The organism is Xanthomonas sp. CFBP 8151, assembly GCF_011761885.1.
Classification (GTDB): domain Bacteria; phylum Pseudomonadota; class Gammaproteobacteria; order Xanthomonadales; family Xanthomonadaceae; genus Xanthomonas; species Xanthomonas arboricola_B.
Genome location: NZ_JAASQZ010000004.1, coordinates 316,398 through 340,003, shown reverse-complemented (window position 1 = coordinate 340,003; position 23,606 = coordinate 316,398). Strand labels below are relative to the sequence as shown.

Genomic DNA, 23,606 nt, shown 5'->3' with positions numbered 1-23,606 from the left:
ACCCTTGCACTGCCATTAATGCCGTTCAGTTACGTGATGCTTGGCGACGCAGCATGAACCGGCACCCTAGCGCTGGAGTGCCCCTGCGAGATGCTTTCGCATAGCTACTTATGGTATTAGACGAGCTCCCAGGCTAGCCGCCTCAAGCGCACGAAGGGCAATGTGCTTATGGTGACAAGCATCTCACCTACAGTGAGACCAGCTCACCTGGAGCCTGAATCGCTTGTTGATGTTTGCGTCATTTGTAGTTGACGGGAGCGACATGAGTGCCCAATATAGCGCCACTGCCCTTGAGCAGTTACAGGCTCTCCCGACCCGGTGTATAGGGGGAGCTGGCCACCTTCTAAGGGAGGTCCCACCCAGAGTGGGGTTAAGAGACTCCGGCCCGCACTACCATGCTGTTAACAAAAAGCCTGCTCACGCGGGCTTTTTGCTGTCTGCTCATTTAGTGTTGACCAAGACGTCTATCAGCTTTGTAGCAGCTGAGCGTGCGATTTGCTCGTCCATGTCCAGACGGACATAAGCGCTTTCAACAACTAACAACAAGAAATTTCGACCGCGCACCACGCGGAACCAAATGGAGTAATGCCCTTCCGGTGTGACGCGCTTCACGGCGAAATGATTGTGATGCCGTGTTGGATAGACATTGCGTTGATCAAGGGCGGCGATCAATTGCGGCAGCTCCTTACTGTCTTCGTAGCGTTTCGGGCAGAACACCCTGAGGTCGTCTTCGCGCTCGGCCCAGGTGTAAAGATGATCCGGGTTGTAACCCGGAACCTTGGCGACGCCGTTGCTAAAGCAATGATGGGAATATTCAACGCGCACCCTGAAATCCCGGGCGGCCCTTCCCGGATGCCCAGGTGCTGGGGGCCGCGCCGGCGCGTGGAATGAAACGAATACGGGATGAAGGTGCTTTAGAGTGTAACGAACACGATCCTGGACATGGTCTGCCCATATTCTGGTTATGCTGCGGGTTGGCATTGCTGGGCCATCTCAGAAAACGGAAAAATCCTACGCGAAGCCATGCTCGCCCTCGCGCAGCCTGGACTGGCTCCCAGCATACAGCCCGCCGAATCCTCGGCTGCGGACGGAGCATATCCGATACCCTCGCTGGATCACTACACGAGCGACATGATGAGCCAGCCAGGCCTGCCTAAATTCCCGCAAGAACCTTCCGAAGACGCCGCGAAAACAGATGTCTTTGGCACGCTAGGGATTGCGCCAACACTCCCGCTAGGCGACATGGTGGGTCCAGCTGATATGAGGCGCCTCATTCAGAGGATGGCCCCGCTGACGAAAGCGGTAGGAGCCGTAACTGGTCCCCTGTTCCGCTTCAATAATCTGATGGTGCACATAGACAGCCAGCTAGCCAGAGAGCCAGAGAGCCAGAGCTGATGCGCGAGCGCTACCACGAGTCACAATTGGAGCAACTGGGTGGGGAGTAGCAACGTGGCATTGAACAACAGCGGTGAGACGGTTACCAGGCTGGCCCCTAAGCCCGCTGTGCTTCGCAAGCTGTACCTACTGTCGGGCAATCGGTGCTGCTTCACCGGCTGCGACAAGCCGATGGTCGATGCGGATGGAGACTTCATCGGCGAGGTCTGCCATATCGAGGCGGCCGAGGCAGGTGGGCAGAGATTCAACCCGGCTCGCACGAATGAGCAGAATCGGGAAATCTCCAATCTGATGCTGATGTGTCCAACCCATCATAAAAAAACCAACAACATCAAACAGTTCACCGTTTCCGTGCTTGCCGACATCAAAAATAAGCACGAGGCGAAGTTCACGGACATCGGCGGGAGGATCGCCAGCTCCATCAATGACTCCACCGATGGGAACGAAGTGGTGCCGGCGACTAATCTGAAACGTTTCAATCGCGTTCTACATCAACATGTGAACCCTCCCGAGCTGGAAGAGTCTGTCAAGACATTGCTCGCGTACGCCAAGCAGCTCGAGCGCGTCCCCGAGCCAACACGTAACTTCCTCGGGGCCGTTGCCGAGCGCATATACAAGGTTAAGGATACCGGGGCTGTGCGTGAGGAGTGGGGAAAGTACATGATTGCCGTTGCTGACATCCAGCAGGCTCTTTCTCTGAGACCGGAGGAGATTAGGGCGAACTGTACGTTGCTTGAGAGCTACGGGCTGGGTTCACTGGACGACACCGCCGATTGGCCGGCACCGTGTGTTGTGATTCTCTATCCGGCGGAGGGATGGTCATTGTGGATAGATCTAGCCGCTTTCGCCAAGGCCGAAAAGATCGACTTCGATACCTTCTGGAGAGACTTGGATTTCTCGTCCCTGGACGAATGAGTCACATTGCTCTCTAGTACTGCTTCATATTTCAGGCAGTAGTATTGTCTAAGCGTGGCCCTCCACGAAGCGGACCGGGCATCAGTCCCACCGTGTGTGTTTCTTCAGCACCAGCCCATGAACGGGCCCCTCAGGCCCGTCATACATGATCTCAAGCCACCTGCCCTTATGTTCGAGACACAGCGCAATCTGCCCTGGAAGCGCCTTGTGTTTCACCGCCCTTCCGGGCTCCACCGCTCGAAGTGAAGTAGCGACGACAATTTGGCAGGGTCGTCCGGCTGACTTGCTTGTGAAGAACCGCAAACCTTCCGCAATCAGAGCCTGATTGCGTGCTGAGTCAGCATGCGTTTTGCTTGTTTGCAATTCTAATTCTGCAAGCTGCCGCAAAGCTAGTTGATTGCTGCGCGTTAGATCTATTAGCGTCTGCACTTGCGTGTTCGTTGTGGCTGTGTCCTCCCGCAAAAGGTCTCTGCTATCTTTGTAAGCGCCCGGAAGCGCCATGAGCAACTGAATCACCGCGAGGATGATAAGTAGACGCGACTCCGCAGGGAGCGTTGCCCACAACTCTGATGCATCGGCAACAACCGATCTATGGAGCGTTGCTGTTGCTTCGTCTCTTACTGTCAGCCCCGCAGGGCCTGGCGTCAGGACTTCGCTCTCTTCGGCATAGCCCCCGCCCACATCGCCAGAGGCGGAGCCATCCCAAAGATTGCTCATCGCCTTTGCATAAGCTTGCAGACTGGCGGTTGGAAACTTCAAGGATTCGAGTATCTCGGCATGTTGCGCTAACACGCCCCTCAGCGAGATATCGCGATTGGCAGTTAAAGATTCTGCCAACGCAGAGACCGGAAAATAATTCTCTCGGTTGAAAACTCTAAGCTGCTCCAGCATGGGCTGGTGAGCAGACATCGGAAGATAATTCTCCGGGTTAAAAATCTTAAGCTGCTCTGGCATCGCGTGGCGAGCGGCCTCAGCCACAAAATCTCCGAAGCGCGGTCGATTGGCGAACAGGTTTCTAAGCGATATGGCGTGAGTACTCGCGAGATCAGTGACCGAGAGTTGGCGCTCAGCTTGCGTCAACACTGGATTGGTCACCTCGCGCAAAGCAGCCTCGCTTTCCTGCAGCTGCGCTAAGATTGAGCTTGCATTCGATTTAAGCAGGCGTTCGACCTGCATCGAGGCCGGATCGGTCGCCGCGCGCAAGGCGGCATCTTGCCTTTCCTGCAGGTCGGCAAAGATCGAGCCTGCTTTAGGCGCAAACTGGCGCTGCACTTGCGCCCCCACTGTATCCATCGCCGCAACCAAGGCGGCGCGTTCCATTTCGCTTGTGCGATCGAAAAACGTTTTCTTCTCATCCATCGTAGCGGTACCAGCCAGCGCTCTGCCAATCCACGATGTTACTGCCTTTTCTAGGACGGGCGGAGCTTGCACAGACTCCCTAGCTGGGAGAAGCTAGAACAGGCTCAGTCATCGAGGTGATCAGAGTTCGCCACGCGGCGCATCCACGCCTTTACCAAGTTGCGCATTGGTTCGGGAACCAGCAATGACTCCCTGGCATCAGATAGGTACATCTCGCGTCCTTCAATGCGCAGAGACCAGACTGTTGATGTCATTCTCACCGCTTGAAATCCGAATGCCTTTGCGATTGCCCTCCGAAGCAGGGTGACAGGCGCCTGCTCCAAGCCGACCCGCTCGATCTTCGCCAAGAGCACGGACAGGTCTCGCACAGTCCTCGGCGCCTCATCCTTAGCAGAGCTGCGCGGCGGCATAGCTACCTCCCAGCCCAGGACTTTTCGACCAAAGGTGAGCCAACGGAAAAGACTTGCCCGCGCCCCCGGATGCCGGCGCAGGAAGTGCTGCAGTTGGGCGTCACTGCACTGCCCGTTCTCGCCGAGCGCCTCGACCGCACACAACTGGCTTGCAGCCGTCAGATAGAGGCGGATCGTCCGCGTCGGCGTCCGTTGGTCGTCCAGCCAGCCAACGTAGCGTTTAAGAACTGCCGCATAGGGCGCATGCCGCGACACCAGCAGCTTTTCCGTGATCCTACTTCGCTCAACCTGCTCGACCTTGGCAGCCTCGTCCAGATTGGCACCGTGGAGCGCTTCGAGGAAGCGCACTGGCAAGACATGCCTTCTCAACTCGGCGACGTTGAATCTCTCTAGCAAGCCGTTGCCACGTAACGTGCCCGGATTAGTTACCGAGACATCTAACCGGGCGAAGAAAGGGAAATGGCTAGCAAAGACCTTAGCCAGATGCGGCTTATCGGGCAGCGCCGCAAGCAGCCACTGACCAAAGCCCAGATACGCAGCTCGTGACCAATCTCGCTCCAGCGCCATCACTTGGACTGCAGCATCACGCTCGATGCGCTCCCGGTTCAAACACGCGGTGCATCGACCTTGACCATCACCCGCAAGTATCGATCCACATCCCGGGCATGCGTGGACCTGCTGTGCCCCAGGCGTGCACGCCTCGCAGTGAGGCTTGCCGTCAGACAACAGTCCCGCCACCGGCCGATACCGCCGGCAGGTCCCACAGCTCCGATGGGTCAGCTTGTTACGGCAGGCATTGCAGATCTTGTCATCGATCCCAAGGCGTGGCGCCCGGGACAGATGGACGCACTCCAAGCCACACCACGCACAAGGCTCTGGCTGCAGGAAGTAAGGCGCACACGAACCGCACACAGGCCGCCCGTCCACTAGTCGAGCCGCCTTTTCTGGCACTGGACGTTCGCAACGAAGGCACTTGCGAGTCTCCCGATCGCACTGCCGGCAGATGGCCTCGGCGGTAGCGTACCGATGAATTCGCGTCGGACGCGCGCAGCGGGCGCATGGCATGGGAATAAAAACCCGCGGGTAGCACGACGCGCAATACTCCATCCCCTTATGGAGGCGGTGGGCGTTGACGATCGTGCGGCCGCACTCATCGCAGTACCGCTTCCCTTTAGAATCGATGCTCACTTGCTCGCGGCCTGCCACAGCAGCGCTGCGCGTGCGGATCGCCAATCCACGTTACGACGCCGATCCTGTTCCAACTTGGCTCGCAGCGAGTGGTGTTGTCTAGGCAGGGCGTGGCGTGTCCGTCCTGCCGGCAGCTCGTCCACCGCTGACTTCAACCAATCTGGCAACGATCTGCGTGCAAAGCTTCTCTGCGTCAAATGTTGGACACTAGCGAGCTGCCTGAATCCGAACGGCCACAGGGCCAACAGTTGGACAACGCGGAGCACGACGCCGGCCCGAGCCTGTACACGGGCTTGCTCAAGCGACGGCCGGCAATGTTCGGCAGGATCTTGCGGAAGCCAGGCAGGCGCCAGAAGACTGGCCAGCACCCGAGCGCCATGAAACAAGTCATCGCTACAGACAGACCGACCACCAATCTCCGCAGTGCCACTATGTAGGACACACTTAAAGTAAGACTGTGCTCGAAGCACCGGGTCAATCGACACATTCAACTCATCTGGCGTCCTACCCAGCACGCGGCTGCAGTGATGACACAACTGAGATGAGAGCAATTGCCGGTGGATGGCCAACGGAGCATCGCAGTGTGGACAAGCGTCCTGGAGAAGCCGCCGATGTCGGCTGCACGCCACCATGCAGGACATACGCCAGGCTCGGCAGAGTATAGGCCGTTCTGCCAAGCAGTCGGGGCAGTACTGCAAGCCCCAACGTCGCCGCAGGCGATGATAGATACCGACCCTATTGATCCAAGGTGCTGATCCGCGTGCCAAATCCTTTCCCAAACTGCCCTCTAAGCTGCGCAGCGTCATCTGCATCACGCGCGCGGGCGTTATTCCTGCCTTGACTGCGATCGCCGCGAGCAGCGCGTCCGATGCAGAGCGATCGATGTCGCGATTCCAGACCGCAGCACCCGGAAAGTGGAATGCGCAGAAGCGGTAGGGCGACAAGCCATGACGGTGTGCAGACCTGACCAGGAACGAGCTCAGCAGCTCGTCTTCGTGTGGTTCCAAAGGCAGCGGCCAATGCATCTAAATCACACCACGCGCGCGACCGCGTCCCAGTCGCCTAAACGCGTCCAGCCTAGGTCATCCAAGACATTCGGTGTGATGCGCTCTATGCCGGTATTGATGGCGTGCGCCGATGCAGCCTTGAGTAACTTCACTGTGCCGCCAATCGTGTCACCCGCCATGCCGTAGAGCTTGGGCGCGAGCTCCCGACTCGCTAGTTTCGAGGGCTCGGCGAGCGGCAGCAATTGTTCGTAGCTAGCCAGGAAACGCAAATACTCGCTGTTAAGCTTCCAACGATCTAACGCGGTGGGCTCGAAGCGCGACTTCATCTGCGGATCGGAATTCAATGCATTGATCGCCGCCTGAGTGCCGGCTGCGACGATCGATATCTTCAGGTCGTTACTCAGCCCCTTGATAGCGGCCAACAGATCGCCAGCGGCTTTGCCAGCATTTGTGAGATTGTTGAACTCATCAATCACCAGAAGGCGCACGCTGGCATACTGCAAGACAGACTTAGCCTGTCGTTTCTTGATCGAGGCCGGATCCTTCTCGCGATGTGAGATCGCCAATGACCATAGCAGCGTCGACCAAAATTCCGTCTCGTCCGGCGTCTCTGGCATCTCCATGCGCAGGATCGGTGCGATCGGCGAACCTGACTCCGTCATCTGCACGGGATGCCGGTTGGTGAAGTGTTCGATGATCGAGCTCTTGCCATTGCCGCTGCGTCCGACCACCAGCAGGTTCGGCATCCTTAGGCTGCGCGGATAGGTCAGCAGTTGGTCCAACTGATCGAGGATTTGCGTTGCCCTGGTGTAGCCGATCCAGCGATCGGTTTGGCAGAACGTGATCCGCTCGGACTTGGGCAGCTCCAAGGCCTGCGCAACGGCTGCGGTAAGATGGCTGTATCGCGTCATCGGACGAGCGAGACCTCATCGAAGGGCCGGATGGGTTCATCGAACGGATCCGGCTCAATCGTAGGCGTTGGCGCCGGCACATAAGACACTGAAGACGCCGCTGCGGGCTTGGGGAAGTGGTGATTGGCAGTGGCGGGGTTGCGGGTGGCCTGTCGCCTGGCCGCCTTGCTCTTCTGTTTGGCCTCGGCGACCTTGGAGCGCATGCGCTCCAAGGCCTCGAAGATCAGGTTCTCATCCACACCACGACGGCCTTCGGCTTTCAGTCGCGCCTGGACTTCTCTCAGCTCCCAGGCACTCATCGCCGGATACCCAATATTGCGGTAAGGCAGTGCCGTATAACGGCCGTCCTTGGGATCCAGGAAGTACACCTTGCTGATGTCCCGCGGATCGCGTCGGATCAAGAATTCGCGCTTGGCCTTGGCATTGTCCGGATCCACGGCGCTAACGTACGGATCCAAAACAGGATCGTAGTAACTGATGTTGTCGATCTGGATTCCGTACTGCTGCACCGAACGATGGAAGAACGGCATGAAGTCCAGATGGATCCGTAAAGGATCTTCCGGAATAGGGAATATGCCGGTACCCGTGGAGTTTGCATCACCCAGGATGCCTAGGCCCCATTTGGTCTTTGGCGACATTCCCAGCTCGGAATGCACGCGCTGGTGATAAACGTTGACAATGAAGTCAACTAGATGGTTCTCAAACTCTTTGAGTGTCAGTGCCGCCATAGCTTCGGAGTCATAACCACGGCGCTGCTGGGGGTTGGAGAAGGTTGCGCCTGGCAGCTTGCGCAGCTGATTGGCCATAGTGCCCATTAGCCGCTCGATGTGGCCGCCAAAGTGCGGGAGCGTGACCGGACGCCATTGCAGGTCCATGCCGTACTCCTCGCAGGCCCGCTTAAGCATCTGGCCTCGGAACTCCTTGCCGTTATCGCTATGGACCACGCTCATAGTGCCCCACACCGGCCACTCACCGCCCACACTGAGCTCGGCCAGGTATTCCCGCTTGGGACAGATCGCGTGCGCCAGGCACATGCCTACAGAAATCGCCGCTGGCTTTTCAAAGGTGACGTAAATGCCTGCGACCATGCGACTGTACACATCGATTGCCAGCGTCAACCAGGGACGCCCGATGGGTTGACGATGTACCTCATCCACGAGAATAACGTCCGCCTCGGTGTGATCGATCTGGACGACGGCAAGGGGGTGTGTTGCACCCGGGAAGGCACCCTGGATTGCCTCGTAGCGATTCCGCGCCAGGTCTCGAAACCCGCGGCGGCGTAGTGCCTGCGCAGGTTCCACAGCGGCGATGCGGCTTCGGATCGTGTTCGCACTGGGCGCCTCGATCTTGGACAAACGGCAACGTCGGATCACCTCATCTACAACGTCCTGTTTGTTGTGACGCTGTTTGCTCAGATACACATCTTCAATGGCAGAGCCAATCACCTTTTCCTGCTCGTCGCGGAGCAACAGCGTGCCGCTCTTGCGACCGCGCTTCTCCGGGACCAGTGCCGAGACATGCCCTGCGGTCTGGTAAAGCTTTAACCATTTATACAAGGTCGATGTGTGGATACGCTCTTTCTCAGCGAGCTTCTCGACCATAGCGCGCGTGCGTAGCGGATCTACGAGCAATGGTTTGATCGCAGCGAAACGCCGCTGGGCTTCTGCCCACTCATCTTTGCTGTACTGCGCTAAGTCGCGCTCGATCTCAGTCCGGGACTCGTTTGCTACTTCCGGCGCGAGCGGCGTAATCGACTCCACCCGCAGGCGCTGGCTCTCGTTGCTTTCTATATCGACTGCAAGCACGCTGTCGACGGACAGTAGATGGGTTATGCGAAAGCGTCGATCACCATATCCGACCAGCTGGCCGGGTACGGCACAGAAGAACGCTTTGGAAATGCCACTCATCCCCCGCTCCCTGGCAACCAAATGGGCGCGCTCATCGTGAGCGGCATTTGGAGATCCGTACCGAGCCGGCGAGTGGCAATGAGCTTCCATAGCATGGGCAACGCTGCCATGCGCGACTCTTCGGTCCAATAGGCAGCTGCCAGGAGCGCCTGTGGCGTGGTCATGCCGAGTGCCCGAAGCGTGTACAGCAGCTGCTGCACATAAAGATCCTGCTCGGGCAGTAGTCGATAGCGGCGCAAGAACTTGGCGTTATCTAGCAGCGCCGTTCTGATGTGCCGTTCTGTCACAACCTTGAAGCGCCAGCCGTGACTCCGGCAATAACGGACGGCGGCCTTGAACCGCGGACGGTATACCGACCAGTTTTCCTGCAGTTCTCCGTGAGGCTTCACCTCATACACCAATGTGGCCATACCAGATGCCAGGCTGTAGTCAGCTCGCACGTCCGGCGTGTAGCGGCGCGTTGCTGCCTGATGCTCGTATTGGAGAGAGAAGGGCTGGACCTGGATAGCTAGCACACGGGGGTCGAAGTCGAGCGCCAGCAGCCAATCGCGCTCTAACGAAGACTCAAAGGCGGCTACGCCCCCATCGCCCAGAGTCACGCGCCCAGTCAGGCTTCTCCGGCTTGTCCGGAGCTCACGTGCAGGGGTGTCAGAACTCAGTCGCGCCATTAGACAGCATCCCAGAGGCAGTCGCCTCTATTGCAGTAACTCGGTCGTTCTATTTGCTGGAATCATCCTCGTCAGAGCATTTATTTGCAATACATCGAGTCGCCTAATTAACTGAAATTGACAGAGGTACGCATCCGCGCCCCGGCGAGATCTCGCTGGCCCACAACGGCGTACTGTTCCTGGACGAGCTCCCAGAGTGGCAGCGGCAGACCCTGGAAGTGTTGCGCGAGCCCTTGGAGTCGGGCCTGGTGACGATCTCGCGCGCAGCGCGCAGCCTGGATTTCCCAGCACGCTTTCAGCTGGTTGCTGCCATGAACCCATGCCCGTGCGGATGGGCCGGCGATGGCAGCGGGCGTTGCCGCTGCAGCAGCGACAGCATCCGCCGCTATCGCAGCCGCATCTCCGGCCCGTTGCTGGACCGGATCGATCTGCATGTCGAAGTACCGCGACTGCCCCCGCAAGCCTTGCGCAGCGGTGAAGTCGGCGAAAACAGCGTCAGCATGCGTACGCGCGTAGTCGCCGCACGCCACCGGCAACTCGCGCGTGCCGGTGCACCCAATGCACAACTGGATCAGGCTCAGACCGATCACCACTGTCGCCTGCAGGGCGGTGATCAGGTGCTGCTGGAACGCGCCATCGAACACCTGCAACTGTCCGCGCGCTCGATGCATCGCATCCTGCGCGTGGCCCGCACCATTGCCGATCTCGACGACAGTGCAGCCATTGCCACCGGGCATCTGACCGAGGCCATCGGCTACCGCAAACTGGATCGTGCCATGGGTACGGCAAGCGCGGCATAGCAGCGCCTGATCCAAGCGCGTCGACGCGATGGCATTCGTCCGCCGTACAACGATGCCGCGCCGTTCCGTTAGGACGCTAAGGAGTTCGGGACACCGTGCGGTCACCCGCTTCATCCATCGCCGGCTGTCCGCTACTGGCTTGGCGGCAAAACGCGTGCGCTTGCCGCTATCGGGCAGCACAGCATTTTTGCCAGTACGTCCACACGCTGTCTTCAGCGTCGCAACATCCATTTCATGGCGATGCACGTACAACGTCCGCCACACCACTGCGCAGAGGCCGCCATGAGCCGACTTCCCAACCTAGTCACCGTCCCATCCCTGGACCTGAATCGCTATCTGGGCACCTGGTACGAAATCGCACGGCTGCCGATTCGCTTCGAAGATGCCGATTGCACTGATGTGTCGGCGCACTATTCGCTGCAGGACGATGGCACGGTGCGGGTACAGAACCGCTGCCTGGCCGCCGAGGGCGAGTTCAAAGAAGCAATCGGGCAGGCGCGCGCCATCGATGACAGCAACGCGCGACTGGAGGTCACCTTCCTGCCCGAAGGCCTGCGCTGGATTCCTTTCACCAAAGGCGATTACTGGGTGATGCGCATCGATGCGGACTACACCGCCGCGCTGGTCGGCGGCCCCGACCGAAAGTACCTGTGGCTGCTGGCAAGGCTGCCGCAGCTGGACGAAAACATCACCCAGGCCTATCTGGCGCATGCGCGCGAACAGGGCTTCGATCTGGCCCCGTTGATCCACACCCCGCACACCGGGCGACTGACGGAGCAGCCACTTCCCTGATTTTTGTGCCGAGCCGACGAGGCAGGCTGCACCACTCCGGCGAGGACCCGCACCTTCGACCAGCGAAGGTCTTGTATCTCTAGGGAACTGGTTGCAACGATCGATCAGCTGTAGAGCTAGACCAACGCTAGAGCGGCTGAGCTGTGGCTTGGTCGCAGTGCCCTTGCCGCCCGCCTACCGTCGCGGGACACGGCGCAAGTACGTCCTTGCAGGACCTTGTGCGGCATCCATGCCGCACAAGGTCCTGCAATGGTGGGCAGCCGACAACTTGCTGGTGCGGCGCCTTACCAGTTGCCGGACCTTTTACGGCATGGATGCCGCCACGGAGCTTCCACGGACGATGCGCGGCGTGTCCCGCAGGCGGTGAGGGCATCGCGCCCTCGACGACCAGCCCTGGCCTATCTGGTAGTGGAGGACTGGCGACCGGATTGCAGGCCGACTCAACCGTTGAGAGCGCCCAGATCCTTGGCCGCAGCCTGCGCGCCCTCCAGGCTGTCGAAGGCGACCCCGGTGTCCCCGACCACATACTTGGTCAGCTCGCCATCGCGGGTGGTTTCCTGCATCTTGAAGATCGGCACTGCATCGGTGCCGCCGACGCGTTCTTTCTGCGTTGTCATGGTGATTCCTCCAGGGAGAGTGCCTTGCACGGAGCCGGGTGGCGCCGCGGCTCCCGCGTGGGAGCACAGACGGCCCGACCCTAGCGCGCCGCCTTGTGCGGGCGCGTGAATCCATTGACGAGGCCGATTGCCACGTCCCCGCCACTGTCATCTGCAGAAAATCACATCCGCTTCGCTCCCCGGACGCGCGCAACCCATGTGTCTGTCGTACATTCGCGTCGTGCAACCTCACCCGTCCACCGTCACTGTCTCAACCGTCTTCGCGCGGCACCTCCGGATGCGGCGCAGGTGCGCCGCGCCGTTCATAGGGCGCTGCGCGCCAGCGATGCGCTGCTCGGGCTGTTGTGCGTAAGCTCGCCTCCACGCAGATGCGGGTGGTGAGGTGAAGCGTCAACGCATCATCAGTGTGACCGTATTGCTTGTGCTGCTATGCGCAGCACTTCCGATCAGCCTGTCCTACTACTTGGCATGGCGGCTGGCGCTGGACCGCGAGGAAAGCAAACTCGCGCAGCTCGCGGCACTGTCGATCCGGCGCACCGATACCGCCTTCGACGAGGCGCATGGCGCGCTATTGAGCATGGCCGCATCGCAGCTGCCGCCCTGCTCCCCATCGCATCTGGCGCAGATGCGCGCACTGGTGCTGGCCAGTCATTACATCGTCGAACTGGGATACATCCAGCAGGGCCGGTTGCGCTGCACCTCGTGGGGGCCATCACCGGAGGCCGTTGCACACACCACGGCCGATTTCGTGGTCAAGCGCGGCATTGCCGTCACCACCCGGCTGCGCCCGCTGGCCAATCCGCAGCATCTGCTGATGGCCTTGCAGCTGCGGGACTACAACGTCCTGATCAATCCGGACACACTGACCGACATCAACCTGCCGCCCGGCCTGCAGTTGGCGATCGGCACGCCGGACGGACAGATACTGAGCAGTACCGGCACCGCCGCCGAGCAGTTGCTGATCGCACCGCCGGCCGATGCATCCGGCACCGGCGCAGATGCCCAAGCACTGTCCGGCCGCGACCGCCGCGGCGACTGGGCCGCGGTCGTCACCGAGCCCATAGCGTATCTACGCGGGCCGCTGGCGGCCGCACGGCTGCAAGTGGTACCGGTCGGCACTGCGCTGGCCCTGCTGTTGGTCAGCCTGGTGATCTGGATATCGCGGCGGCGATTGTCGCCGCTGGCACGGCTTGAAATTGCAGTCCAGCGCAATGAGTTCGTCGTGCATTACCAGCCGATCATCGCACTCGACACCGGCGCCTGCGTCGGTGCCGAGGCGCTGGTGCGCTGGCAGCAACCCGATGGCGTGCTTATCCCGCCCGATGCCTTCATTCCGCTGGCCGAAGAAAGCGGCTTGATCCTGCCGATCACCGATCTGGTGGTGGCTGAAGTCATCCGCGACCTCGGCCCGACCCTGGCGACCGAACCCTCCCTGCACGTGGCTATCAATGTCTCCGCCGAAGACATCAAGAGCGGCCGTGTGCAGACCGTGCTTGCCCAGGCGCTGCACGGCACCAGCGTGGACAGCGGGCAGTTGTGGGTGGAAGCGACCGAACGCAGCCTGATGGACATCGAAGCGGCACGCGCCACCATCATCCACCTGCGCGGTGCCGGCCACACGGTGTCAATCGACGACTTTGGCACGGGCTATTCGAGCCTGCAGTACCTGCAGGGGTTGCCCCTGGATGCGCTGAAGATCGACAAGTCCTTCGTGGACACCATCGGCACCCACTCGGCCACCAGCGCGGTGACCTCGCACATCATCGACATGGCCAAGACGCTGCAGTTACGCACCATTGCCGAAGGCGTGGAACGACAGGAGCAACTGGACTATCTGCGTGCACACGGCGTGGATCTGGCCCAGGGCTGGCTGTTCTCGCGCGCGCTGCCGGCTACCGGCTTCATCGCCTACCACGCGCTGATGCGCGGCGCCGCGCAATGACCAGCGCCAGTACGGCACCCTGCTGACCGGGGCTGTCAGAACGCGCAGTCGACCAACAGCCACGACGATCCGGGCACCGTAATAAACGTTGTGCGCGCACGGCATTCTCGAATCGCAGCGCAGGTGCTGATCTCACCCGCACGCAAGCTCAAATTGCCCGAAAGCGTGTTGCCCGAGCTGGCGCTACCGCTTTGAGTTCCCCCCTGCCGCAAGCACCGATGCTGAGCACCCGGCAAGGCGCAATCTCGTGTGGCGATCCGGCAGGGACTGACTGCACCCCAAAAAAAGGCCGCCAATGGCGGCCCTTTCGATCAGGCGCTCTGCAGGGCGCCTTCGCGTTGTCGGCGTACCGGCTTGGGCCGGCTCGGGAACGCGTGCCGCACGATCCGCCACATCACCTGGCCGAACTGGCGCGGCAGCGAGCCGGTGTTGTAGTGCTGGCCGTAACGCGCACAGATCTGCTTCACCTCGACCGCAATCTGCGCGTAGCGATTGGCCGGCAGGTCCGGGTAGAAGTGATGCTCGATCTGGTGGCTCAGATTGCCCGACAGCACGTTCATCAGCTTGCCGCCGGTGAGGTTCGAGGAACCCCGCAGCTGACGCAGATACCAGTGGCCGCGCGACTCGTTGCGGATCGACTCCTTCGGGAACACTTCCGCATCGGCGGTGAAGTGGCCGCAGAAGATGATCACGAAGGTCCAGATGCTGCGCAGCACGTTGGCGGCCAGGTTGCCCAGCAGCACGGTCAGGAAGAAGGGGCCGGCAAGCAGCGGGAACACGATGTAGTCCTTGAGCATCTGGCGGCCCATCTTGCGGCCGACCGGCAGGAACGAGGCGCGCAATTCGGCCGCCTTCATCTTGCCGGCGAACCAGCGGCCCAGGCGCAGGTCCTGGATCGCCACGCCCCACTCGAACAGCAGCGCGAAGAACACCGCCACGAACGGCTGTAGCAGGTAGAACGGGCGCCAGCGCTGCTCGGGGAAGATGCGCAGCAGGCCGTAGCCGATGTCGTCGTCCATGCCGCGCACGTTGGTGTAGGTGTGGTGCTTGAAGTTGTGCGTCTTGCGCCAGTTGTCGCCGGTGGCGACGATGTCCCACTCGTAGGTGTTGCCGTTGAGCTGCGGGTCACCCATCCAGTCGTACTGGCCGTGCATGACGTTGTGGCCCAGCTCCATGTTCTCCAGGATCTTGGACAGGGTCAGCAGCACCACGCCGGCGATCCACGCCGGGATCAGCACGCTGTGCACGAAGGCGCCCAGGAACAGCAGCGCGCGACCGGCCACGCCGGTCCAGCGCACCGCCGCCACGATGCGGCGGATGTAACGCGCGTCGGCGGCGCCGACCTGGGCCTGGACGCGGGCGCGGATGGCATCGAGTTCGTCGCCGAAGGACTGCAGTTCGGCAGCGGACAGGGCACGGTTGTGGACTCGGCTCATGAAGATTCCTTACAGATCCAGGATCAGGTCAGTGCTCGGGGCACTGATGCACAGGCGGACCTGTGCGGTGGGTTCGTTGCTGCGCTCACCGGTCAACAGGTGGCGTGTGGTCCCGGACTGGCGCGCGCAGGCGCAGCTATTGCAAATGCCCATGCGGCAGCCGTGTTTCGGACGCAGGCCTTGCGCTTCCAGCCCTTCAAGCAGCGACTGGCCGCGCGGCAGGCTGAGCGTACGGCCGCTGCGTGACAGCTGGACCTGCACGTCACCGGCTTCGCCGTCTTCCAGCGTCGGCACGCTGAAGGCTTCGGCCTGGAACGCGGCCACGCGGCCCTGCAGGCGCGCACGCGCAGCCTGCACGAAACCGCCCGGGCCGCAGACCATGACGTGACGGGCGGAAAGATCGGCGATCTGCTCCAACGGATAGGTATCGATGCGTGCAGCCGGCGCGGTGCCTTCGCGGGTGGCCAGCAACCGTACGCGCAAGCGCGGATATGCGGCGGCCATTGCCTCGAATTCATCGACGAAGCAGGCTTCGTCGCGCTGGCGCACCCAGTACAGCAGGTCCACGTCCATCGGCATGCCGGCTTGCGCGGCGGCCTGCAGCAACGCGCGCATCGGGGTGATGCCCGAGCCGGCAGCCAGCAGCAACAGCGGCGTCGGGGCGGTCGGCAACAGCATGTCGCCGAAGGCCGGATCCAGCGACACCACCGTTCCGATCGGCGCAGCGCCGGCAAGGTAGCGGCTGACCAGCCCACCTTCGATCGCCTTGACGGTAATCGCCAGGCGGCCATCGGCCAGCACGGTCGGGCTGTAGCTGCGGAGCAGGCGGCGGCCTTCGATCTCCACGCCCAGGCTGACGTGCTGACCGGCCTGCAGGCCCCGCCAGTGGCCATTGGGCCGCAACACCAGGGTCACCGCATTGCTGCTGGCCGCCGTACGCGCGACCAGGCGGGCCATCGGCCGTTCCAGCGTCCACAAGGGATTGAGCCGGGTCGCCCAGAAATCGAACAACTGCGGCGACACCAGCCGGCGCGCCAGACGTGTCGGCAACGGTGACTTGGACTTGGGAGGAGATGCCAGGTTCATGGATCGCACTATACGCATGCATGCACAGCCGTGTATACAGTTGTATATCGACCAGAGGGGCTATGATTCAGGCCCACGCCCGGCTGCCGTCCCATGACCTCCATCGCACTGCCTTCCCACGACGCGCCGCCGTCACGCAAGCCGGCGATTTCACGCGAGGATCTGATCGCTGCGGCGCTGTCGCTGATCGGACCGCACCGCAGCCTGTCCACGCTGAGCCTGCGTGAAGTGGCACGCGAAGCCGGCATCGCGCCGAACAGCTTCTATCGCCAGTTCCGCGACATGGACGAGCTGGCGGTGGCCTTGATCGATCTGGCCGGGCGTTCGTTGCGTACCATCATCGGCCAGGCCCGCCAGCGCGCCACCTCCACCGACCGCAGCGTCATCCGCGTGTCGGTCGAAGCCTTCATGGAACAGCTGCGCGCCGACGACAAATTGCTGCACGTGCTGCTGCGCGAGGGGGCGGTGGGCTCGGATGCGTTCAAGCAGGCAGTGGAGCGCGAACTCAGCTATTTCGAAGACGAGCTGCGGGTGGACCTGATCCGCCTGGCCGCCGCCGACAACGCCAAGCTGCATGCACCGGCGCTGGTGTCCAAGGCGATCACCCGGCTGGTGTTTGCGATGGGCGCGGTGGCGATGGACTCGCCGCCGGAAAAAGACCCCGAGTTGATCGAGCAGATCTCGCAGATGCTGCGCATGATACTGACCGGCGCACGCACGTTGGGCACGCACGGCGGGTAACGATGGCTTGACCTCGGAAGCGACCTGTCTGTTGCGCTTTCATCGGTGATGTTCGGTCGTTGCGCGATGCGGTCTTGCTGCCAGCGCAGGGATCAAGTCGCATGCAAGCACTGTGAGTGCGTCCATAACCTTGCAGCCGTTGTCCGTAGTGCCGTTCAAGAGCCTAGCGTTGTAGAAAACAATCTTGGTGTTACCGGCTGATGGGCTGGTAGCCACTCTCCATGGCGCCAGTGACGTAATGCCACTGGCCAATCCAGCGACCTGTCGTACGCCCTTGCTCGCGCGCGTCTTTGCACGCTGGCACCAGCAGCCTCATCTATGACGGCGCATGCACAGTTCAGTCTTGTCGCGACGACACTCACATCCAAGCACACGCGTTTCACTCCTGTCTGGCCAAGGTGGCGCCACGTTCGCGATCTGCTCGACAGACGCACCTACAGCTACCCCGGAGACGACATGAGCAACCACGACACCCCTCTCGACAAGCAGGAACGCAAGGCCGAAGCGCAGGATCTGAATCGTGACCCGATCTCCGGTGCACCCGGTTCGCATCCGGTGGGTGTGGGTGTAGGTGGTATCGCAGGCGGCGCTGCCGCGGGCGCACTGGCCGGCACCGTGTTCGGTCCGCTGGGCACCTTGATCGGTGCTGCCGTTGGCGTAGTGGCAGGCGCTGCAGCCGGCAAGGGCGTGGCCGAGCGGCTGGACCCGACCGTGGAGGCCGAATACTGGCGCCAGGAACATCAGAACCGTCCTTACTACAAGCAAGGCACCGATTACGATCGCGATTACGCCACCGTCTACGGTTTTGGCCTGCAGGCGCGCGAAACGCGTCCGACCAGCACCTGGGAGGAAACCGAAGCGACCCTGGCCGGCGAATGGCCACGCAATCGCGGCGAATCGCGGCTGGAGTGGGACGAGGCGCGACTCGCCGCCCGCGACGCCTGGGAGCGCGCTGATCGCACGCACAGCGTCTACCGCGAGGGCGACACGCACTATGAAGGCCGCTTCGACAGCGCGGACTATCGTGATGCCGAGTATTCCTACGACGACTATCGCCCCGCCTACCGTTATGGCATGCAGGCACGTCAGCTACATGCCGGCCGCCAGTGGGACGACCATCTGGAGCGTGACTTGGGCGATGGCTGGGACCGTTTCAAGTCCAACTCGCGTCTGAGCTGGGAAAAGGCCAAGCATGCGGTACGCGAGGCGTTCGATTCCGAGCGTCACGACGAGACCGCGCGGCGCAACCCGACCGACCCGCGCGTCTAGAGTGCAATAGCCTGGCGCAAGCCACTCTGAGGTTTAAAAAAAATAACGGGCCGATGGGCCCGTTATTTTTTGTCGAAAGCAGCGCCAGACACACTGCGGCGCAGTGTGCACACGACTCAGCTGGAGCTGTTTTCCACTGCACGGATATCGCCACGGAATTCGCGTGCATTCTGCCCCGGCGCCGACGTCATATCGCCCTGCTGCTGCTTGAGCCTCTGCTTGCGCGCAGCCACCACTTCCTTGGCCAGGGCGATACGCCGACCCACCACCATCTCGGTCAGCCAGTCGATCAGCATGCGCGTGTACTCCTGCTGGTGCTCCTTGACGCTCAATGCGTGATCGGCACCGGCAATCACACGCGCACTCAGCGAACGCGCACTGACGAAGGCATCGGCGTAGTTGCGCAATACCGGATGCGGCACGATCACATCGTGTTGCGCCTCCACCAACAGCACATCGCCCCTGTAATCGGCACAGGCGGCCAGGGCGATGTTGTCGTCGGGGGTCAGTACGCGTTGCCGATAGTCCATCAGTTCCGGATCCGCGTTGAGGCTCACCTTGGGGCGATCCCAGTGCTCGTCCTTGTAGAGCGCGGGCGAGCGCAACGCCAGCCATTCCACCGGACGTTCGCGCGTCAGCAATGCCGACAGGTAGCCGCCGTAACTGAGCCCGACCACTGCGATCGACTGCGGATCGACATACGGCAGGCCGGCAAGCTGATCGTAGGCGGCCTTGATGTCGTCCAGGTTCTGCGCGCGTGTCACGCTCCGGCGCATCGATGCGTAGCCTTCGTGACCGCGCAGATCGAAGGTCATGCAGATGCAGCCCAAGCCCACCGCTTCGCGCGCGCGCACCAGGCTGTGGTGTTGGTTGCCGCCCCAGCCGTGCACGAACAACACTGCCGGAATGCCGGTGGGCGTCAGCAAGGTACCGCTGAGTTCGTCCCGGTCGACCGGAATCTGGATGCTGGAAAGTTTGGCTTCCATTAGGTGGTGGATACCCTCCTGTATTTGAAGCGCGGACCCGGCCCGGCGCGCTCTGCACGGTAGTAGATCTGCGCATCCGCGGGCGGTTCGCCCTGATAGATCTCATGCGTGGATGCACGCACCCATTGCAGGTTGGCGTCATCCTGAAAGCTGGAGATCGCGGCGAGCTCGGCCGGTGTCGCGCCGCCAACGCGCCAGGATTGCTCCAGCACCCCGCAGACCGAACCGACCTGCCCATCGCTGCCACTGACCACATCGTAATTGCGCCGCGAGATGTGTACTTCAGGATAGGCGGCGGTGATGAATCGATCGTATCTGCAGGCTTGCTCGATCACGCGCTGTTGCAGGGACGGCAATGCAGTCATGGCCAGTGCCTCGAGCGATCCGCGATACACATGCAGCGATGAGCCGCCGTAGACCTGTTCATCCTGCGCATTGCGCACGTTGCATTGCGTCCCGTAGTAGGCGATCTGAATGCCGGCGACGCATAGCTCACCCACGCTGTGTGTCACGGGTCGCAGGATGTTGCGCTCCAGTACCGCGCCATGCGTCCCCAGGTAGTCCTCCGGCAGGCTGTCCAGCAGCTGTGCGAGTTGCGCTGCGCCGGCGATACGCCATTGACCATTGCCCCCAACGCCGGTCGGCAACTTGAGTCGCACGCCGCCATCGGGTAGCAGGATCTCCAACGCATGCAGGGCATCCATGCGCGAAAACACCGTATAGCCGGCCAATGTGGCCGGCTTCAGCGCGGTGGCAAGCGTCTGGTTCCAACCGGCGATGGTGGTTGCGTGGTCGGCAATCAGCGGATGGCCGATCACCTTTGTTGCCAGGAAGGCATGCGGCACGATGCCTCCCAGCACGTCCGCAGCATCGTCGATACCCAGTCCATGCGCCTGTTCCGTTGTTAAGGTCTCATCGGGCACATGAAACACGGCCCCCGCACCAGCATGCCTTGTGGCGGTACGATCACTGGCTTGGCCCGCCCCGTGCACGTCTAGCAACCGTGCAATTTCGCCGCAGACCCAGGCGTGCGTGACACGCTCGTGGCCGTGCTCGGGCAGCGGCCGAGTGACGTGCCCCACGACTCGGCAGTACTGCTTGTAGGCCATCGCGCCTCCCCTCGCAGCATCAAGCCGCGTGCCGTTGCCGGCTTGCCCAAACAGCCGAGACGCCTGTGGGTGCCATAAGGCGTCACGCCGGCACCGAAAAAAAACGGCTTATTTCAGCGTCAAATAGAACGCAAACACAATCACGAGGACGACGATCAAACTGATGGCGACACGTCCCCCACGTAGTTCGACCAGGGCATGCCACCACACGCGTGCTTCGGGGGTACCGCTTGCGGGTTGCGCCTTACGACGGATTTCGCTGTCCTGCATCCTGAGTACTCATCTCCATAACGTCATCCCGCATCCTAAGCATCAGACGTTACACGGGTGTGGAACGATTCAGAATCTTCCGTAAATTGCGGCGTTGCACGCATGCTTCTCCAGCTTCAACGCAGCCATCCGCTGGTCCGCACTGGCAACGCATAGGCCTGAATTGCCGGTGGTTCGGGTAATGCAATCGATTGCTGACCGCTGCTCAACATATCGATGCGGATTCGATCGAAGCCCTCCTGCGCGCGCCGTGGAGTGCATACACAGTGTGTAGAGGCGCAGCCGCAAGCTGACCAGTTAAGCGCACACTGCGACCGTTCGTTGAATGGTCGGGTTCGATGATCATCCGTTGACACAGCCACAGTTACCCTGCATGTCAAATTGTTTAACCCGGACTACGCGAAGTCATGAGCAGAGACCCATCCGTCATCGATGTACAAGCCGAGATCGCGCATTGGCAGGCGCGGCACGCCCAGGGCAACCTGGGTGCAGGCAAGTTCAGCGAATTGTCTCCGGTGGTGAAAATGGCCTGCGACATCTACCTGCAGGCGCCGCGGTCGAGCGATCAGGAACGTCTGCGCCTGTTTCGCGACCGCCTGGAGCATCACTTCATCTCATCCAGCACACAGTCCAACTACGAGCAATTGGCCACCGATTGCTGGCAGCGGCTGGGTACACGTAATAGCTGAGCAGGCAAGTATCGAGCAGGACCGTTACTTATTGGAGAGCACCATGAAAACCCCGTATCAAGTGCAGCAGGAGCTGGAGCGATTGGAGCGGCTGGTTCCGCACATCGTCAGCGACCAAGGCGACCGCGCGGAGGACATCCTAGGCTTCCATATTGCCAGCCTGCTGGGCAGTGCCCCGACCAGCGAACATGCGCTAATTCGCGAGCGCACTGCACGCATGGCGCGTGTGTGCCGCACCGCACAGGACACGGCGCGCGCGCCGACCAGGCCGCTGGGCCTTGGCTCTGTCATCCAGCCGCAGATGGCTTGATCGGTAGGCGCCGATCCTCGCATCACCGGAGCCGCGTAGCGGCTCCTTTGCATTTCACTGTCGGCTACATTGGCCGCATTTTTTAGGATCTCCATGAAATCCCTTCTTGTCGCGACATCGCTCCTTGCCGTGCTTTCCCTTACCGCTTGCGATCGACCCGGCGGCGATGCATCGCGTACTGCGCCAGCAGTATCGCCCAAGCCCACTGCCGCACCGGTTAGCGGAACCGGTGCGGCCGAATTGGCCAAGGGCGACGCCGCCGTGCTCGGCGTGCTGGCGGCGCTGGATGAAAACGAAATCGCGCTGGCCAAGCAAGCCATTGCGCAGGATCTTGGCGGTGCGACCGACACGTTTGCCAAGCAGCTGCTGCACGACCACGAAGCCGACCTGGAAAAGAGCAAGGCGCTGGGTGCCACCGGCAGCCCCCGTGCCGATGCAATGCGCGCCAAGGGCAAGGCGGCAGTGGATGCACTGGCAAAGACATTGACCTTGCCCGATGGCAAGGACGCATACCGCAATGCCTTCCTGCGCACGATGGTCAGCGATCACGGCGACACCATCAAGATCATCGATGCCGAACTGCTGCCCGCCGCCGAAAGCGCGCCGGTCAAACAGCATCTGGAAGAAAGCCGGCGCGTGGTGTCGGCGCACTTCGAGCGTGCCCACGCGGTGTCCTCCTCGCGCTGAGCCTGTTGCATCGGCACCCATCCGACGCGCCGGCCTGCCCGGCGCGTTTGCGTTTGGACCTTGTCGGTCGGGCGCGCCCTGCGTCCGTTCGCCATCCTGTTGCCCACACGGCCAATGCAGCACGTGCAGTAGTGACTTCACTTCGCAGCAGGCGGCGCTGGCCTATCGTGCCGCATCGATTCTGCGCAGGAATGCCCATGCAGTTGCTCATCACCGGTGGCACCGGCTTCATCGGCCAGGCCTTGTGTCCGGCACTCGTGCAGGCCGGGCACCAGGTCAGCGTGCTGACCCGCGACCTGCGGCGCGCAGCGCGTCGCCTGCCCGGCATGACTGTGGTGGACACGCTGGACGGCGTGCAGGCCGATGCGGTCATCAATCTGGCGGGCGAGCCGCTGGCTGCCGGCCGCTGGACCGATGCGCGCAAGCAGCGCTTCCGCGCGTCGCGCTTGGGCATGACCGGCCAGCTGCACGCCTGGATCGCGCAGCAGCCGGCCGAACAGCGCCCGTCGGTGCTGATTTCCGGCTCGGCGGTGGGCTATTACGGCGAGCGTGGCGACAGCGTCCTGACCGAGGCGGACCGCGCCGGCGACGATTTCTCTGCACAGTTGTGCCGCGACTGGGAAGCCGAAGCGACCAGGATCGCCGCGCTCGGCCCGCGCGTGAGTTGGGTCCGCACCGGCATCGTGCTCGATCGCGACGGCGGCGCCCTGGCCCGTATGCTGCCGGCATTTCGCTTCGGCGGCGGCGGCCCGTTCGGCGATGGCCGGCACTGGATGAGCTGGATCCATCGGGCCGACATGGTGGCGTTGCTGCTGTGGTTGCTGGAACAGGGCCAAGCCGGTGCCTACAACGCCACCGCGCCGACTCCGGTCACCAGTACCGAGTTCGCGCGCACCCTGGCCCACGTGCTGCATCGCCCGGCGCTGCTGGCGCTACCAGCCGGCCTGCTGCGCCTGGGTTTCGGCGAAATGGCCGAACTGCTGCTGATCAGCCAGCGCGTGCTGCCGCAACGCGCCCTGGATGCCGGCTTCCGCTTTCAGTACGTCCGCCTGGAAGCGGCGTTGCGCGCCATCCTGCAGCGCTAGCGTGTGCGCCGCCTGGCTGGACCCTGC

At 61.9% G+C, this 23,606-nt stretch carries 21 protein-coding genes and 1 pseudogene; 10 read left to right on the top strand and 12 right to left on the bottom strand.

Annotation, left to right across the window (positions count from 1 at the left end; translation table 11 throughout):
• Positions 1-441 precede the first annotated feature (441 nt).
• Positions 442-825, bottom strand: coding sequence for a hypothetical protein (locus FHT08_RS18275; protein ID WP_166776196.1), 384 nt, complete (start codon positions 823-825; stop codon positions 442-444).
• 624 nt (positions 826-1,449) lie between these two features.
• Between FHT08_RS18275 and FHT08_RS18270 the strand changes: the two genes are divergently transcribed.
• Positions 1,450-2,310, top strand: a complete 861-nt coding sequence (locus tag FHT08_RS18270; RefSeq protein ID WP_166776194.1) for an HNH endonuclease signature motif containing protein — start codon at positions 1,450-1,452, stop codon at positions 2,308-2,310.
• A gap of 81 nt (positions 2,311-2,391) precedes the next feature.
• On the opposite strand, the gene FHT08_RS18265 is transcribed toward FHT08_RS18270, so the two are convergent.
• The 6 genes from FHT08_RS18265 to FHT08_RS18240 all read right to left on the bottom strand — a co-directional run bounded on the left by FHT08_RS18265 (position 2,392) and on the right by FHT08_RS18240 (position 9,691).
• Positions 2,392-3,669, bottom strand: coding sequence for a hypothetical protein (locus tag FHT08_RS18265; protein WP_166776192.1), 1,278 nt, complete (start codon positions 3,667-3,669; stop codon positions 2,392-2,394).
• 104 nt (positions 3,670-3,773) lie between these two features.
• Positions 3,774-4,688, bottom strand: coding sequence for a hypothetical protein (locus FHT08_RS18260; protein WP_166776190.1), 915 nt, complete (start codon positions 4,686-4,688; stop codon positions 3,774-3,776).
• Positions 4,689-5,263: 575 nt separating this feature from the next.
• Entirely contained in the window at positions 5,264-6,292 is a 1,029-nt protein-coding gene (locus FHT08_RS18255; RefSeq protein WP_243849085.1) for a TniQ family protein, read from the bottom strand.
• Between the two features lie 5 nt (positions 6,293-6,297).
• Positions 6,298-7,185 carry a TniB family NTP-binding protein gene (locus tag FHT08_RS18250; RefSeq protein WP_166776188.1) on the bottom strand — a complete coding sequence of 296 codons (888 nt, stop codon included), beginning with the start codon at positions 7,183-7,185 and terminating at the stop codon, positions 6,298-6,300.
• Positions 7,182-9,092 carry a Mu transposase C-terminal domain-containing protein gene (locus FHT08_RS18245; RefSeq protein WP_166776186.1) on the bottom strand — a complete coding sequence of 637 codons (1,911 nt, stop codon included), beginning with the start codon at positions 9,090-9,092 and terminating at the stop codon, positions 7,182-7,184. The genes FHT08_RS18250 and FHT08_RS18245 overlap by 4 nt, the downstream gene beginning before the upstream one ends.
• Positions 9,089-9,691 (bottom strand): TnsA endonuclease N-terminal domain-containing protein, encoded by a 603-nt coding sequence (locus tag FHT08_RS18240; RefSeq protein WP_166776184.1) that lies wholly within the window; start codon positions 9,689-9,691, stop codon positions 9,089-9,091. Before FHT08_RS18240 ends, FHT08_RS18245 begins: the two co-directional genes overlap by 4 nt.
• Before the next feature lie 200 nt (positions 9,692-9,891).
• Between FHT08_RS18240 and FHT08_RS18235 the strand changes: the two are divergent.
• Together FHT08_RS18235 and FHT08_RS18230 are read left to right on the top strand one after the other, a co-directional pair.
• A pseudogene (locus FHT08_RS18235) lies at positions 9,892-10,560 on the top strand (ATP-binding protein); the annotation flags it as partial.
• A gap of 282 nt (positions 10,561-10,842) precedes the next feature.
• Positions 10,843-11,352 (top strand): lipocalin family protein, encoded by a 510-nt coding sequence (locus FHT08_RS18230; RefSeq protein WP_166776182.1) that lies wholly within the window; start codon positions 10,843-10,845, stop codon positions 11,350-11,352.
• A gap of 440 nt (positions 11,353-11,792) precedes the next feature.
• On the opposite strand, the gene FHT08_RS18225 is transcribed toward FHT08_RS18230, so the two are convergent.
• Positions 11,793-11,969 carry a hypothetical protein gene (locus FHT08_RS18225; protein WP_166776180.1) on the bottom strand — a complete coding sequence of 59 codons (177 nt, stop codon included), beginning with the start codon at positions 11,967-11,969 and terminating at the stop codon, positions 11,793-11,795.
• Positions 11,970-12,351: 382 nt separating this feature from the next.
• On the opposite strand from FHT08_RS18225, the gene FHT08_RS18220 reads away from it, so the two are divergent.
• The gene (locus FHT08_RS18220) at positions 12,352-13,911 is read left to right on the top strand and encodes an EAL domain-containing protein (protein WP_104605792.1); all 1,560 of its coding nucleotides are present in this window, start codon (positions 12,352-12,354) and stop codon (positions 13,909-13,911) included.
• A 311-nt stretch (positions 13,912-14,222) separates the two neighbouring features.
• On the opposite strand, the gene FHT08_RS18215 is transcribed toward FHT08_RS18220, so the two are convergent.
• Both FHT08_RS18215 and FHT08_RS18210 read right to left on the bottom strand, forming a co-directional pair.
• Positions 14,223-15,347, bottom strand: a complete 1,125-nt coding sequence (locus FHT08_RS18215; protein ID WP_104605793.1) for an acyl-CoA desaturase — start codon at positions 15,345-15,347, stop codon at positions 14,223-14,225.
• 9 nt (positions 15,348-15,356) lie between these two features.
• Positions 15,357-16,433: a ferredoxin reductase gene (locus FHT08_RS18210; protein WP_104605794.1), complete on the bottom strand. Its 1,077-nt coding sequence runs from the start codon at positions 16,431-16,433 to the stop codon at positions 15,357-15,359.
• Between the two features lie 93 nt (positions 16,434-16,526).
• On the opposite strand from FHT08_RS18210, the gene fabR reads away from it, so the two are divergent.
• On the top strand, positions 16,527-17,174 hold the full coding sequence (gene fabR, locus FHT08_RS18205) for an HTH-type transcriptional repressor FabR (protein ID WP_010374793.1): 648 nt from the start codon (positions 16,527-16,529) through the stop codon (positions 17,172-17,174).
• A gap of 456 nt (positions 17,175-17,630) precedes the next feature.
• Entirely contained in the window at positions 17,631-18,443 is an 813-nt protein-coding gene (locus FHT08_RS18200; protein WP_104605795.1) for a hypothetical protein, read from the top strand.
• A 116-nt stretch (positions 18,444-18,559) separates the two neighbouring features.
• On the opposite strand, the gene FHT08_RS18195 is transcribed toward FHT08_RS18200, so the two are convergent.
• A complete protein-coding gene (locus FHT08_RS18195; protein WP_104605796.1) occupies positions 18,560-19,429 on the bottom strand; it encodes an alpha/beta fold hydrolase in 870 nt (289 codons plus the stop codon).
• Entirely contained in the window at positions 19,429-20,538 is a 1,110-nt protein-coding gene (locus FHT08_RS18190; RefSeq protein WP_104605797.1) for a DUF3182 family protein, read from the bottom strand. Before FHT08_RS18190 ends, FHT08_RS18195 begins: the two co-directional genes overlap by 1 nt.
• Before the next feature lie 677 nt (positions 20,539-21,215).
• Here FHT08_RS18190 and FHT08_RS18185 point away from each other — a divergent pair.
• The 4 genes from FHT08_RS18185 to FHT08_RS18170 all read left to right on the top strand — a co-directional run bounded on the left by FHT08_RS18185 (position 21,216) and on the right by FHT08_RS18170 (position 23,579).
• Entirely contained in the window at positions 21,216-21,497 is a 282-nt protein-coding gene (locus FHT08_RS18185) for a hypothetical protein (RefSeq protein WP_016902660.1), read from the top strand.
• 43 nt (positions 21,498-21,540) lie between these two features.
• A complete protein-coding gene (locus FHT08_RS18180) occupies positions 21,541-21,807 on the top strand; it encodes a hypothetical protein (RefSeq protein WP_166776178.1) in 267 nt (88 codons plus the stop codon).
• A gap of 93 nt (positions 21,808-21,900) precedes the next feature.
• Positions 21,901-22,494, top strand: a complete 594-nt coding sequence (locus FHT08_RS18175) for a DUF4142 domain-containing protein (RefSeq protein WP_104605799.1) — start codon at positions 21,901-21,903, stop codon at positions 22,492-22,494.
• 197 nt (positions 22,495-22,691) lie between these two features.
• Positions 22,692-23,579: a TIGR01777 family oxidoreductase gene (locus tag FHT08_RS18170; protein ID WP_166776176.1), complete on the top strand. Its 888-nt coding sequence runs from the start codon at positions 22,692-22,694 to the stop codon at positions 23,577-23,579.
• The last annotated feature ends 27 nt before the right edge of the window (positions 23,580-23,606 follow it).